The following is a 14698-nucleotide window of genomic DNA, read 5'->3' on the forward strand; positions in this document are numbered from 1 at the left end:
GGAAATATTTTATTAACGGCACTTTAAAAAATTTTAGTACAAAAATGGCTCGAAATACACCTGAGTTCGATGTTAGAAACCTTATTATTAATAAACCTCAGTTCGATGCCAAATGTATGGGTAATAGCAAGGTATTAGTTGTTAGGTGTTACTTGTTAGGTATTAGGTAAATAATTGATGAAAAACTGTTAACAATTGATTTCACTTAGATTAATTTAATTAAATAATTCAATTGGATTTGGTATTTTTAGAACCTAAACCCTAAAGCCTAAAAACTACCTACTCTACATCAAGGATTTTTTCTCGAACTCAGGTAATAAGGATTTAACAGTGGTAGGTAAGGAGATTTTACCTTAATCAAAAATTTTATGTCGAACTGAGGTAAATTTAAGTTAGTGATGTTCACTAAAGCGAGGAGTCATGCAATAAGGACAATCTAACCACTGTTGCTCTAGTTCTGCATTACAATTACTACAAACCAAAGATGTTTTTCGTTTAGCTTTTAATTCAGATTCTAAACCGGAATCAGTAAATGTTACCCTTTCAACTTCTTCTAAAGTGGTATGCCCTTCACGAACTAAATTGAGACTATAAGCCAAAATAGTCGTCATACCTTCTTCTACAGCCGCTTCTTTAATCATGTCGGTGGTTGCCCCTTGGTTAATTAGTTTTTCTAGTCTTTCACTCATAACCATAAACTCATAAACTCCTACCCGTCCTTTATAACCACTACCGCCACATTTTATGCAAACGGTTCCATTATTTGTTGCTGTCTGTAAAGCCTCTCCATTTAATGCTTTAGCACGATAAAAAGTCACCGATTCTTCATTAGATGCAGATAGTCCAAAACGGGCTAATTCTTCTCTGGTAGGATTATAGGGTTCTCTACATTGGGTGCAAACTCGGCGCATCAGACGTTGTGCTAAGACTCCTAGTAATGCACCAGAAATCATAAAAGGTTCAACTCCCATTTCATCTAAACGAGCGATCGCACCTGCGGCATCATTTGTATGTAAAGTGGTTAAGACTAAGTGGCCAGTTAAAGCGGCTTCGATAGCAGTTTTGGCAGTTTCAGCATCTCTGGTTTCTCCAACAAGAATAATATCAGGATCTTGACGCATGAATGCTCGTAAAATAGAAGCGAAGTTCATACCTTTTTCTCGAATTACCTGAACCTGAGTAATACCAGGTAAAGCATACTCGATCGGATCTTCTGCTGTACTAATATTAACCCCCGGATCATTTCTTTCTGCTAAAACCGAATATAAACTGGTAGATTTACCAGATCCAGTAGGGCCTGTAACTAAAATCAAACCAAAAGGACGACTTGCAATATCTCTCACCTTAGTTAATGTCTCTTGATCACTGATCAAAAAATCCAAACCCAACTGAGTAGCAGAATTGTCAAGAATCCGCAGACAAACTTTTTCTCCATAACGACTGGGTAAAGTGTTCATCCGAAAATCAACTGTGCGTCCTTGAAATTTTCGACGAATTTTGCCATCTTGGGGTAAGCGACGTTCAGAAATATCTAATTCTCCCATAATTTTAAAACGAGCAGTTACGGCTGGGATAATATGCTTAGGAAGAGTAAAATATTGTCGCAAGACACCGTCTTTACGCAACCGCACCCGGAAATTTTCTTCTTGAGGTTCAACATGAATATCTGAAGCACCCTCTTGTATCGCTTTAATTAAAATTTTATTGACTAACTCAATTATTGGTGCTTGGTTGGCTTCACTAGATGAGGCTAAATCATCTCCCCCTTCTTGATCAGCATCATCTAGGGCATGATCTCCCAAATCACCGACAATATCGCTAACATCGCCTAATCTATCTAACTCTTTTTTCTGTTTCTGAGCTTCCTGTATTTTTTGCCGTTCTTTTTCTTCTTCGTAATATTTCTGTAATAATTTATCATAATCTTCTTCAGTAATAACGATTCTTTGTAATCCTAATCCTTTAGACCTTAATAACTGTTTCACATCGTCTAAAGCCTGTAAATCATCAGGATTAACCATGGCAATGACTAACATGGGAGGTTCACCGTCAATACGTTGTAAAGGTAATAATTTATGACGACGACATACTTGTATTGGTACAAGAGACTCGATTAACTCCGTCATATGCTCGGAAGCTATGTCCTCTGACTCAGGATCCACACAATCAACACCATAAAGAATTTTTAGTTCAAAAAGATGATGTTGCTTATACTGTCTGACTAATTCAGGGGATAATGCCCTTTGAGTTAATTGCTCTAAAACTTTGACAAGAGGTTTTTTCGTTTTTCTGACTTCCACAAGAGCATTTTTTAATTGTTCCTTATTAATGAATCCTGATTGTATTAATTTATTGCCGAAAGGATTAAAATAATCAGGACTAACTAAAGCTGTTCTTAATTTTTCTTGTTTTTGAGTAGAAGAAGAAATAGGGGTCTGAGTCATAGTTTTTTCCTTATATATAATTTTACAGATAACAGAAGAGAATAAATGATTAGGTATAGAAATAATTTTAAGTGAAAACGAAAGTCAGGATTCTAGTCTTAAAACTGATTATAGTTAAAAATTAGGTGACAAAACTGATATATAAAAAAAAAGATAAGATTTTGAAAAAATATTAAACAGGAGAGACTTTAAAGGCATATCTATCCTACATGATAGTATTGTTTTGCCGATTCATCCAAAGAAAGCATAACCTAAAATTCCTCTAATTCGTGCAATCTCTGAGACTTGTAAAATATGCAAAACTCAGTAGATCGAGCAGTAAATATTTGTTCTATTGCATCATGACATGACCTTGCTGTTCGGAATCCATAGCTATTTGGTTAAAATTGGGGTTCTATTGCTAATTTGACTAAGCCTTGTTTGATTCTATCTTCCATACATAGTAGCGAAACAATTGTGGCATTGACGAAGATGTTGTTTCTCTCATTTTAACCTAAAAACGTTATGATACAGGAATTATAACCTAATTACTCTTCTCATTTTATTTAACTACCGATAATCTCTTTTCCCTTTTTTCTTACCTGATTTAAAGATAATGCCAACTCCTATTCCTTCTCCTTTGATTTTAGATAAATTATTACATGATTGGCTTTTAGAAGATATTGGACGAGGCGATCGAACTACCGATTGTCTTTTTCCTGTTGAATCTCCTGTTACTAAAGCCTATTGGATCATTAAAGAAGAAGGAGTTATTGCCGGATTACCTATTGCAGAAAAAGTTTTTCAATTATTAGAAACAAATATAAAATGGCAAAATTTAGCGTCTGAAGGAGAAAAACTGACACAAAATACCAAAATCATGGAAATAGAAGGGAAAATGAAAACTTTACTCACAGGAGAAAGACTTGCCCTTAATTTAGTCATGAGATTAAGTGGTATTGCCACAATGGCAAGAAAATATGTCGAGGCGATACAAGACTATCCAGCTAAATTAGTAGATACTCGCAAAACTACTCCCGGCTTAAGAATCCTCGAAAAATATGCTTCTGGGGTGGGAGGTGCTATAAATCATCGTATGGGATTAGATGACGGTATCATGATTAAAGATAACCATATTCAAGCGGTGGGAAGCATTACCAAAGCAATCAAACTCATCAGAAAAACCATGCCTTATCCTTTAAGTATTGAGATAGAAACGACTAATTTACAGGAAGTGCAAGAAGCTATATTGAATCAAGCAGATATTATTATGTTAGATAATATGGCAGTAGAAGATATGAAAAAAGCAGTATCCTTAATTCGACAGGAAAACCCCCTTATCAAAATAGAAGCCTCTGGTAATGTCACCCTTGTTAATATTCAGAACATTGCAGAAACAGGAGTTGATTATATTTCAACCAGTGCGACTATAACTCGATCGAGTTGGTTAGATATTAGCATGAGATTCGATCGTTGATAGTGATTAACCAAAGGCTAAAATCTTTAAAATTCAACAACTTGATACACGGTACTTCCATTTTGATAAAAAGTTTGATAATAAATTCCACCACAATCATAATATTGAACATTATTTTCTTGAAAAACTGTACAGCCATCGGGTAAATAACTAACCACAACTCCCACAGGAGGAGAAATAACCGTATAAGAATCATTAACAGGCTCTAAGTAAACTCCATCGGAATAGATATAAGAAGTTGATCCTACATAAACAGTATCGTAATAAGGAGGAAGTGAATTAACTGTTGCACCCAGTATTACCCCTGTGGTAAATCCTACCGCCGCAGTCCAAGCACCCCATCCCGTTGGTGCGTAATAACCTCTACCATACCAACCGCCACCATACCAATTATCATTAACGAAGTCTTGACGATTATTTTGACGATTATTTATATTTTCATTACGGTTATTTTGACGATCTCCTCTGTTATCTTGACGATCGTTTTGAATTTGATTACGATTATCTTGACGATTACTTTGATTGTTGCTTCGGTTATCTTGACGATTACCTTGATTTTGAGTACGGTTAGCTTGACGATCGCCTTGATTTTGACTGCGGTTGGTTTGATTTTGACTACGGTTAGCCTGACGATCGCCTTGATTTTGACTGCGGTTAACTTGACGACTTTGAGAAGAATTACTAAAATTACCTCTATTTTGTACACTTGTACGACTATTGACTCTGGGAGAAGCACCCCCTCCTCTTGAACCACTTCTTGAACCGCTCGATCGATTTACACTACCACTTCTTGAACCACTGACTCTTGAACCACCACCGCCTCCTCTTCTTCCTGCATAGACAGCATCGGAGAAAATAGTTACAGTTATCAAGACAATGGTGAAAATAAAAATAAAAGATTTTTTTGTCAAATTTTTCATAAAATAAACTCCTTTTCTAACTAAGGATTAATTACAATGTAAATAATGTTTTTTCTATCTATCTCTTTTGTAATTTTTATATTTTTTTATATATAAATTATTCACTAGGAGGTAACATTTCAATTTGCGTAGTATCTTTATTTGGAGTAAATTTAAAAGTCTCATTAGTAATAGAAGGTTCAAAATTCCAATTAGAGAATAACACTGTATATTGAGGAGAATTAGGCAAGTTTTTATAGGTAATTATGGCTTTTAAAATTAAAGGTGGATCATCCTGACTAACCCATAATTGCCCGTCCCAATCATCAGTTACGATAAGTAAATGATCAGTTTCTTTTCGATTTACTAAATTACTACCAATAAATAAGGGTTTTTCTGTTGCCTTAAGAAGAACACTACAAGGATTATTAATAAATAAATTTGACATAGGGACTGTAAAACCGTATTGTTCCTCAATATCATTAACTAATTCATCAAGAGTGGAAGGAGCATTTTGAGTAGAAAATACGTTAAAATCTGGAGAAAATAAGGTAAAAGTTTTACCATCATAATAAAAATTTCTGTTGCCTTGATCTCCAATATAATTACTTTGCAAAAAACTTGGTTTTTTAACTACAACGCTTTGATAGCCACTATATTGAACTTTTGAACCTGAATTTAAGAGATTGTCATAGGTAATATCCATTTCCACCCCAAAAGATTCTTTACTTTTGAGAAAATCACAAACTTGATTTAATAATTCTTCGCTGGTTATTAATGATTGAGAATTATCATCATTTTGAGCTTGTATTTTTTCTGTCAATATAAAAGTAGTGGTAATGGTAATTATTAACGCAAAAAAGATGCGAAAACGAATCATAAATAATAAATATAGTTAATGTGATTACTAATTCTATTATTAACCTCGATCGATGATTTTGATACTAAATTCTTTAGGAAATTTATTGAAACTTATTTATTTACAAACATTGCAATTGTTGTTTTAAAAATAATTTGCCTGAATTAGTTCCATAAAAAAGTAAATCAGTCAATACTTTTAAAGGAATAATATTTTTTTCTTCTGAGGTAATTTCTATACTTAAAACTGGATCAGATTCTGCTAAAAAAAGAAATTTATCTAAATAATCTTTTACCGTACCATAATAATAATTAACATTTTCAGAGTTATCAATTTGTTCTAGTAAAGAACAAGCTCTTCTGATTAATTCATCATTTTTTTGTAATAATTCTACTAAGTACTCAATTAATATATCTAATTCTGATTTACTTTTAGGAATAACTTTGGAATCTAAATTAATACCTAATGCTAAAATTCCTAAATAAATTAGTTTTATTTTATGAGGAGTATTGTTAACTTTTTCTACATCAATTAAGTTTTCTTGTTCTTCATTCATAGGAAATATAAATAATAATATGGAGCAAATAACTTTCAATTTACCCAATAACTTTTCTTCTTTAATTGTAAAGCAAAATACCATTACTGGTTATGTTTATGACACTTTAACTTCTACCAATACCCAAGCATGGCAATTACTTTCAGAAAATATCTCCCCTCCTTTTGTGGTAATCGCTAAACAACAAACCGCAGGAAAAGGACAACGAGGTAATATTTGGCGATCGAGTTTAGGGGGATTATACTTGAGCATGGTATTAGATTTAAACTTGTCGATCGAATACATCAATCACTTAACGCTTTGGAGTATTTCTGGCATCGTAAGTGCATTAAATCAATGGGATATTCCTGTCAAAATAAAATGGTTAAACGACTTAATTTTACAAGATAAAAAATTGGGGGGAATTTTATGTGAAACTAAAACAGAAAAAAAGAATATTAAGACTATTGTAATTGGTGTAGGAATTAACTATGAAAATTCTTATCCGTGTAATGGTATTAGCCTAAATGTTTTTCTTACAAGAGAAAAAAAAAGTAGCATAAAATCATTACATCAATTAGAAGAAATTGTTACTTTTGGGATTTTAAATGGTTATGAAAAATATCTAAAATTGGGAATTAATGATATTGTTGATAATTATAATAAGTCTCTTTATAATCTTAATGAAAAAGTATTTTTAGAAAAATTTAAAGGAGAAATTTTAGGAATTAATAATCAAGGTAATTTACAAATAAAATTATCTTCTTCCGGTGCTAGTAGTAAAATAAATTTATCTCCTCAAAATTATCGTATTTCCTATCATAAATCTCCTGAACAATTTTATATAGTAACCTTAAGTGAAATAAAAGTTTAAAATTATCTCAAGTATTTAATATTCTCAGTCTATTGTATCTAAATTCTAATCGCCTTTAACAGGTCTAAAAGGATTTAAAAAATTCAGTAAAGGATATAAATTGCGAGACTGTAACCATAATTTACCATTCCCACTAAAACGACAAACTAAGCCCTCACCGCCCAAAATTCCAGTGCGCAAACTACGAAAAGATAAACCCCCCATCATCTCAACATTATAGTTAAGAGTATCTTCAAAAGCAACGATATAACCAGTATCTACCACATAACTATCTCTCACATCTACTTCAATAATAGCACCATAGGAACTAAACCAAATATCACCAACACCAGTAGCTTTTAATAAAAATAAAGATTCTCCACTAAAAAACCCTTTAAAACCTTGAAATTTTGTGTCAATTTCTACTGTTGGATTACAAGCAACAAAGCCCGATGATTGAATCATTAAGCTACAATTTCCATCCAAATAATAATTTCTTACATCACCCGGTACTCCGGGAGAAAGGTATAATTCTCCGGGATATTTTTTTGCAGTAAATTCACTCAAAAACAAAGATTCACCGCCAAACATTCTCGTAACACTTTTACCCAATCCTCCTCGCATTTTCGACTTCATTTCAATACAAGAATCCATTGCGGCCATTGCCCCAGCCTCAACAAAAACAGTTTGATTTGTCTGTAATTCTAAAATCAAAAAAGCATAAGATGGATTATGTTCTATACGATATTTTATAGATGATTGATTAGACATAATTTTGATAATTAATAACAAATGAATAATTAATAAATTTTTTCTAATTTTATGACATTATATTTCTAAAATAAAACCTATTTAATCTCCATTTTAATGTTTGTAAAAAATTAATAAAACTTTTTTTTTAATTTCTTATTATTTATTTCATTAAAATACTTTTTCACTAAATTATACACTTACTAACGAGGTGGTAATTGTGAACCCACTACACGACCAAAACCACCTTGGTTATGGGTTTGACAATAGACTTTTCCTTTTCCAAAGAAACGACAGACTAAACCTTCACCCCCTAAAAATGAACCTAGCCAATTACTTCCCACTTTAGTAACTTTAAAGTCTAAGGTTTTTTCAAAAGCCACAATATGTCCTGTGTCAACAATATATTCTCCATCTACATCAATGTCATAAATACCGCCGAAAGAACTTAAAACCACTGGGCCATAACCTGTAATACTAAGCCAAAAAATGGATTCTCCTGAAAAAAAAGATTTTAATCCTTGAAATCCTAAATCTAAATCCACTCCAGAAGAGGAGGCTAAATAAGAACCAGATTGCACTATTAATTCATTACCTTTCATTTCATAAATGATCGAATCTCCCATGAGACGAGGGGCAAGAAAAATCTCACCGTTAGGTTGATAGCAACGAAATACACTTAAAAATAAAGATTCTCCTGCCATCATCCTTTTTAAACCGCCCATAATACCCCCTCCTTTTCCTTGTCTGAGGGTAGTGCTAACATTAATAAAATCACTCATAGCAATCATAGCACCAGCTTCCGCCATTAATTCTTCCTGGGCGGCCATGGTAACTTTGACAATCGAACTATCAGGTCGTTGTAAAATTTCAATATCCATAAATTTAACGTACTTTAGGACGTAAAAAGCCGACTAAACCACTAACACTACGAGATTGAAGATAAATAGTACCTCTACCCTTTAATTTATTAACAAAACCTTCCCCAGAAGTGAGAGAGGCTAGGATATTCCCAGATAAGGCAATATTCATTTGAATACTAGAATCGTAGGCCACAAGATGACTATTATCAACAATAAATTCTCCGCTAATTTCTTTTTTGGTAATCCCCCCATAACTACCAAACAAAACTCGTCCTTTACCACTAAATTGTAATTTGAATAGACCTTCTCCGGCAAACCAACTGGCAAAACCTGCCCATCTCACTCCCATTTTTGCACCTCCTGCATGGGCAATATAAGCGCCCGGTTGTAGGCAAACGGTTTTTCCTTCGAGTTTTAGGACTTCAATGTCTCCAATGACAGACTGACTTAAAACGACATTTAAAGGTTGACGGGTTTTATTGTGAAAAACATTGACAAACAAAGATTCTCCGCCAAAAAATTTCCGCATTAGGGCTGGAATTAACCCTCCTGAAAATTGTGTACTCATGAAAACATCTGCATCCATACTTACCATTGCCCCTGCTTCAGCTATAATTCTCTCACCTGGTTCTAAAGTTACAAAAATAGTCGCAAAAGCGGGACGATATTCAATTTTATATTTCATGATTTAAGATTTAGTAATCCTGTCATATTCATAATATTAATGGATAAAGCTCGATCGAGATATAAAAAAATCATTAAGTTCTCATCTTATTGTAATAACGGAATAACGTTGTGTAATTTTAACGATCTTAAATATTAGACATCTCCAAAAATTTATAACCTTTTGACTATAGACTTTTGAAACCTATATTGAGAAGATGGGTGCATCGACTAAAAGTCTTATTATTCTGTAGAAAAATCAAGAAAAAGCAATTTTGAGGAAAAAATATGAGTTAAAATAACATCAATCACTGCTCCTGTTTTCATATTTTTACAATGTTTAATTATCAAACTTCTTATTCTTAATCTTACCAATCCACATACGGTATTAAATACTGATTCATATTTTTCTTTTTTAAGCCTAAATCTTTCTTCCATTACCTTAAATATTTTGATAATTCTAATTATATGTTCTACAAAAATTCTTTCGGAGGATATTTCTTTATTTTTTTCTTTTTCTTCTTGAGTTAACTCTCCATTTTTAGGCTTCTTTTTCGGTGTTTTTATTTGCGGTTCACTTACATATGCTTTGTCCCCACTAAATCTTTGTTTTTCATCAAACTTATCAGCATTTTCTCGACCAATAGTTATGTCAGCTTTTGGCCCAGGTTCACCAGCAACTACATCGACAATATCTTCAGCTTTTGGTAAACAAATTATCTGGCTTTTAAAAGTATGCATTTTTTTCTTTCCAGAGTAATGCTTTTTTTGCTTTTCATACTCTAAACTTCTTTCTATTTCTTGTTCTTGGGTATCTACAATTAATTCATAATTAGTTAATATTTGCTGAATTTCTTCCAGATTTTCTTCGGACTTTTTTACTTGTTCTAAAAGAGAAGATGGTAATGCAGATTCCAAGAATTTTTGCCATTTATGAAAAATATTATGAGCGGTACTTTCACTAATTTGAAACATTAGTGCCAATAATTGGAAATTAAGATGATGGCGAAGATAAATTAAAGTCAAAATAATTTGCTCTTCTTTACTAATTTTATCATCTCTACCACCGCCAGATTTATTGATTCTAATTTTCTTTTTTTCTTTTCCTTTATTTTCATTATCTTCCAGAAATTTCAGGTAATCAACTAATTGCTGTAATTGTTCGTAACTGATGCCTAATAATCTTTTAGTTTCTTTAGGATGATTTTGAATATAAATCCAAGTATAGTTATTCATTATTACCGATCTCTACCTATCTAAAAATTAAGAAAATTATACCAATTTTTGATTATTATTATATTTTGGAGATGTCTATTGTAAAATAATAAAATAGTTGGTAAACAAAAAATGCTAAGTTAGGACTTACGCATTGACAAAAAAGGAAAAATATGTTCATCTAATTTTAATCTGATTAGAAACCAAGTAATTTTTTAATAAATTATGCAGGTAAATGATTCATAATAAAAAAACGAATTATTTCATTAAACATATTTCTTTTCAGGTCATACCAATTTATTATTTCTGAATTAAATCGTGCTAATTCTAATTGGATAAAACTGACAATTGAACTAAATATATGGGTTTTGATTCCCTCGGTTTTCCTAACTTGAAATCTTTCAATATTGCATAGTTGTTTTAAGGCTCTATGATATTGTTCTATTCCCCAATATTTGTCATGAATTGAGTTAAAAGTTTCCGTATTTATTTCATTTAATTCCTCAGAATTTGATAACCATATAGCATAATAACGATATTCGTTTTTGAACATCTTTTTAAATACTTTAACTATGCCAAATTCTTTTAAATAAACTAATAAACCTTCTTCAGGAATTTCTAAGTCTTTTACCCTGACAAATTTTTTATTTTTCTGGGAAACTTGACGATTAGAACTGATATAGTGTATCGGCTTTGTTGCATGAATGATAGATTCAACTCCTTTTGCGTATAAAATAATAACATCTCCTATGGTCTCAAGATAAAAACATTGACTATGAAACAAAAATATCATCTGAGAAATTGGTCGGAATATGATCAAGGCTTAAAACAAAGAGGTAGTCTCACATTTTGGATTTCTGAGGAGGCACTATCTCATTGGTTAGTAACAGAAAAATCTGGAAGAAAAGGGGCTAGTTATTACTTTTCCTCTCAGGCAATACTCACTTTTCTCATGATTAAATCTTTGTTTCAATTACCTGGCAGACAAACCGAGGGTTTTCTTGAATCACTTTTTTCCTTGATGGGAATTGATTTACCTGTACCAGATCATAGTACCGTTTCTCGTCGAACAAAAAAACTAGATGTAGCTTTGCCCCTAGAGAAAACCGCCGGTTCACGTCATGTGGTCATTGATTCGACGGGAGTGAAAGTTTATGGGGAGGGGGAATGGAAAACTAGACAGCATGGTGTAAGTAAAAGAAGAACATGGCGAAAATTACATTTAGCAGTAGATGAAAAAACAGGAGAAATTCTAGTAGCGGAGGTAACGACAAATGATTGTCATGACAGTGATGTGCTGGAGAGTTTATTAGAAATCATCGAGGGAGAAATAGAGCAAGTATCCACCGATAGTGCTTACGACAAAAGAAAATGTTATCAAGCAATAGAAGAAAGAGGGGCAAAAGCAATAATACCACCACAAAAAAATGCTCAAAAATGGTCAGATATGGATGGGGACAGAAATAAAAATATTGAAAGAATAGAAGAAATAGGAAGAAAAGAATGGAAAGAAGAAAGTGGCTATCATCGACGTTCTATTTCGGAAACAACAATGTTTAGGTTAAAAACAATATTTGGAGGCAAAGTAAGTAGTCGAGATTTTGACAATCAGGCAGTAGAGTTATTTGTTCAATGTCTGTTGTTAAATAGAATGATAAAAATTGCTAAACCAGATAGCTATATAGTTAATAACGGATAAATATAAGGTTTGTGGTCGCACCTGTTGAAACAAAATTCACTATTTATTAATTCATGCAACAAAGCCTAGTGTATCTGCAAAAATGGGATGCTCCCAAAAATTTTCACAGAAATTAACGAGGAATTTAAGGTTTTTAAAATTCTGCATTCATGGGAGTGCGAGGAAAAGGTATTACATCTCTAATATTTTCCATTCCCGTCATAAATTGGACTAATCTTTCAAATCCTAAACCAAATCCAGCATGAGGTACTGTACCATATCTTCTTAAGTCTAAATACCACCATAAACTATCTCGATCGATATTTAATTCAGTAATTCTAGATTCTAAAATATCGAGCCTTTCTTCTCTTTGTGAACCGCCGATAATTTCTCCTATATTGGGTGCTAAAATATCCATAGCGGCAACGGTTTTTTGATCATTATTTAAACGCATATAAAAGGCTTTAATATCTTTTGGATAATTAGTTACTATTACTGGTTTTTTAAATAATTGTTCTGCTAAATATCTTTCATGTTCTGATTGTAAATCAATGCCCCATTCGACAGGATATTCAAAAGCTCGATCGGCTTTTTCTAAAAGATTAATAGCTTCAGTATAAGTAATTCTAGCAAACTCATTGTTAATAATATTATGGGCATTACTTAACACATTTTGATTGATTCTTTGATTAAAAAATTCTAAATCTTCAGGACAATTATCTAAAACATATTTAAAGACATATTTTAAAAATTCTTCTGCTAAATTTTGATCCCCTTCAATATCACAAAAAGCTATTTCAGGTTCTACCATCCAAAACTCTGCTAAATGACGAGAAGTATTAGAATTTTCTGCTCTAAAAGTAGGGCCAAAAGTATAGACATTTTGAAACGCCATGGCCATAATTTCTGCTTCTAATTGACCACTAACTGTTAAGTAAGCCTGTCGGCCAAAAAAGTCTTCTGAATAGTCTATTTTTTCTTTTTTATTCTGTAAAATTTTGTCAAAGTTTAAGTTACTGACAGTAAATAATTCTCCTGCACCTTCACAATCACTCGCTGTAATAATGGGAGTATGTACCCATAAAAAACCTTTATTTTGAAAGAATTGATGAATCGCATTTGCACAAGCATTTCTTACTCTCATCACTGCACCGATCGTATTTGTTCTTCCTCTTAAATGCCCGATCGATCTTAAAAATTCAAAAGAGTGACGTTTTTTTTGTAAGGGATAAGTTTCAGGATCACAATCCCCAAAAATTTCGACAAAATTAGCATTTAATTCGATTCTTTGTCCTTTGGCTGGAGATTCGACTAAAACACCTTCTACCGTTAAAGAAACTCCCGTATTTAGTCTTTTTACGATCGTTTCATAGTTTGGTAAATTTTGATTTAAAACTACTTGTAGATTAGCTAAAGATGAACCGTCATTAACTTCAATAAAAGCAAACTCTTTTAATTCTCTTTTTGTTCTCACCCATCCCTGAATTTTGATGTTTTCTTCAGGTTTGCCTTGTCTTAAAATATGAATAATTTTACTATGAATAGTCATAATTTTTTTTTAATATTTTTCTTTAATATTATAACATAAATGAAAAGCAAATAAATAAATAATTACTATTTTTAAAATATTTTATCCCTATAAAAAAATGAAATATTCAATCTTATTAACCTTGCTTAATCAAAAGTAATTAAACCAAAATTTATTAAAATTTACTAAGTATTGCTATATTTTAAAATCCACTGGAATCATCCACAATTATCATTACTCATTTAGTTATAGAGATGGTCGATCGATTTACTGTTCAAATAATGATTATTATTATATAATTTAATTATGTTTAATCAAATCTTCAAGTTAACATTCCTTATTAAGCAATTGAAAATATGACTCCAACGGTTTTAGAAAGTACAATTATTGCTCCTACTAAATCCAGTCAAGTTATTCGCAAACCTTATCCTAATTTTAAAGTAATTGTCCTAAATGACGATTTTAATACTTTTGATCATGTGGCGAATTGTTTGCTGAAATATATCCCTAACATGACTCAAGATTTAGCATGGGAATTAACAAATCAAGTACATTTTGACGGACAAGCCTTAGTATGGAGTGGCCCGTTAGAACAAGCAGAGTTATATCATCAACAATTAAGACGGGAAGGTTTAACGATGGCACCTTTGGAGGAAGCATGAGTAAATCATCGGATGGTAGAATCGTTTGGAATCACTCCACCCACCTTGATGGCTTAATTCCTATTTTAGAAAAACTTGTCATTTATGATGGCATCAAAACTGTTACTCCTGCTGTTTTGAGTCGATCTCGTAGTCATTCCCCCCACATGAAACTAAAGGTTTCCGTACCAATTAGGGGAGGTTATAAACTCATTGCTAGATGTGGAAAAAGTGTTCAAGAAGTTTTTATCATTACCACATTAACTCAAAATGAATTAGAAAGTATTATTGCAGAAATTATTTAGGCACAATAA

15 protein-coding genes and 1 pseudogene are annotated in these 14698 nt (G+C 32.2%); 5 read left to right on the forward strand and 11 right to left on the reverse strand.

Annotated elements, in window-relative coordinates; genetic code table 11:
- Positions 1-392 precede the first annotated feature (392 nt).
- On the reverse strand, positions 393-2444 hold the full coding sequence (locus tag GM3709_RS12440) for a GspE/PulE family protein (RefSeq protein WP_066119785.1): 2052 nt from the start codon (positions 2442-2444) through the stop codon (positions 393-395).
- Between the two features lie 314 nt (positions 2445-2758).
- Positions 2759-2881, reverse strand: a pseudogene (locus tag GM3709_RS21460) (RNA-directed DNA polymerase); the annotation flags it as partial.
- A gap of 158 nt (positions 2882-3039) precedes the next feature.
- Here GM3709_RS21460 and nadC point away from each other — a divergent pair.
- A complete protein-coding gene (gene nadC / locus GM3709_RS12445) occupies positions 3040-3900 on the forward strand; it encodes a carboxylating nicotinate-nucleotide diphosphorylase (protein ID WP_066119786.1) in 861 nt (286 codons plus the stop codon).
- Positions 3901-3926: 26 nt separating this feature from the next.
- Here nadC and GM3709_RS12450 read toward each other — a convergent pair whose 3' ends face one another.
- The 3 genes from GM3709_RS12450 to GM3709_RS12460 all read right to left on the reverse strand — a co-directional run bounded on the left by GM3709_RS12450 (position 3927) and on the right by GM3709_RS12460 (position 6214).
- Complete coding sequence (locus GM3709_RS12450) at positions 3927-4820, reverse strand: DUF6515 family protein (protein WP_066119788.1); 894 nt, start codon at positions 4818-4820, stop codon at positions 3927-3929.
- A gap of 97 nt (positions 4821-4917) precedes the next feature.
- Entirely contained in the window at positions 4918-5679 is a 762-nt protein-coding gene (locus GM3709_RS12455; RefSeq protein WP_066119790.1) for a DUF2092 domain-containing protein, read from the reverse strand.
- A gap of 100 nt (positions 5680-5779) precedes the next feature.
- Positions 5780-6214, reverse strand: coding sequence for a DUF3038 domain-containing protein (locus GM3709_RS12460; RefSeq protein WP_066119792.1), 435 nt, complete (start codon positions 6212-6214; stop codon positions 5780-5782).
- Between the two features lie 19 nt (positions 6215-6233).
- Here GM3709_RS12460 and GM3709_RS12465 point away from each other — a divergent pair, with 19 nt between their 5' ends.
- Positions 6234-7067 (forward strand): biotin--[acetyl-CoA-carboxylase] ligase, encoded by an 834-nt coding sequence (locus GM3709_RS12465; protein ID WP_066119795.1) that lies wholly within the window; start codon positions 6234-6236, stop codon positions 7065-7067.
- A gap of 45 nt (positions 7068-7112) precedes the next feature.
- On the opposite strand, the gene GM3709_RS12470 is transcribed toward GM3709_RS12465, so the two are convergent.
- From GM3709_RS12470 to GM3709_RS12490, 5 genes are all read right to left on the reverse strand, one after another.
- The gene (locus GM3709_RS12470) at positions 7113-7817 is read right to left on the reverse strand and encodes a TIGR00266 family protein (protein ID WP_066119797.1); all 705 of its coding nucleotides are present in this window, start codon (positions 7815-7817) and stop codon (positions 7113-7115) included.
- A 182-nt stretch (positions 7818-7999) separates the two neighbouring features.
- Positions 8000-8677 carry a TIGR00266 family protein gene (locus GM3709_RS12475; protein WP_066119799.1) on the reverse strand — a complete coding sequence of 226 codons (678 nt, stop codon included), beginning with the start codon at positions 8675-8677 and terminating at the stop codon, positions 8000-8002.
- 4 nt (positions 8678-8681) lie between these two features.
- Entirely contained in the window at positions 8682-9344 is a 663-nt protein-coding gene (locus GM3709_RS12480; RefSeq protein ID WP_066119801.1) for a TIGR00266 family protein, read from the reverse strand.
- Positions 9345-9565: 221 nt separating this feature from the next.
- Positions 9566-10558, reverse strand: coding sequence for a transposase family protein (locus GM3709_RS12485; protein ID WP_066119803.1), 993 nt, complete (start codon positions 10556-10558; stop codon positions 9566-9568).
- 202 nt (positions 10559-10760) lie between these two features.
- Positions 10761-11330 (reverse strand): hypothetical protein, encoded by a 570-nt coding sequence (locus tag GM3709_RS12490; RefSeq protein ID WP_144439442.1) that lies wholly within the window; start codon positions 11328-11330, stop codon positions 10761-10763.
- Here GM3709_RS12490 and GM3709_RS12495 point away from each other — a divergent pair.
- A complete protein-coding gene (locus tag GM3709_RS12495; protein WP_066117675.1) occupies positions 11313-12236 on the forward strand; it encodes an IS5 family transposase in 924 nt (307 codons plus the stop codon). The two genes, GM3709_RS12490 and GM3709_RS12495, sit on opposite strands and share 18 nt — an antisense overlap.
- Before the next feature lie 133 nt (positions 12237-12369).
- Here GM3709_RS12495 and asnS read toward each other — a convergent pair whose 3' ends face one another.
- Complete coding sequence (gene asnS / locus GM3709_RS12500) at positions 12370-13764, reverse strand: asparagine--tRNA ligase (RefSeq protein WP_173645716.1); 1395 nt, start codon at positions 13762-13764, stop codon at positions 12370-12372.
- Positions 13765-14099: 335 nt separating this feature from the next.
- On the opposite strand from asnS, the gene clpS reads away from it, so the two are divergent.
- Together clpS and GM3709_RS12510 are read left to right on the forward strand one after the other, a co-directional pair.
- Positions 14100-14405: an ATP-dependent Clp protease adapter ClpS gene (clpS, locus tag GM3709_RS12505; protein WP_066119806.1), complete on the forward strand. Its 306-nt coding sequence runs from the start codon at positions 14100-14102 to the stop codon at positions 14403-14405.
- Positions 14402-14689: a DUF2103 domain-containing protein gene (locus tag GM3709_RS12510; RefSeq protein WP_066119808.1), complete on the forward strand. Its 288-nt coding sequence runs from the start codon at positions 14402-14404 to the stop codon at positions 14687-14689. Before clpS ends, GM3709_RS12510 begins: the two co-directional genes overlap by 4 nt.
- Positions 14690-14698 lie beyond the last annotated feature (9 nt).

The organism is Geminocystis sp. NIES-3709 (assembly GCF_001548115.1).
Lineage (GTDB): Bacteria > Cyanobacteriota > Cyanobacteriia > Cyanobacteriales > Cyanobacteriaceae > Geminocystis.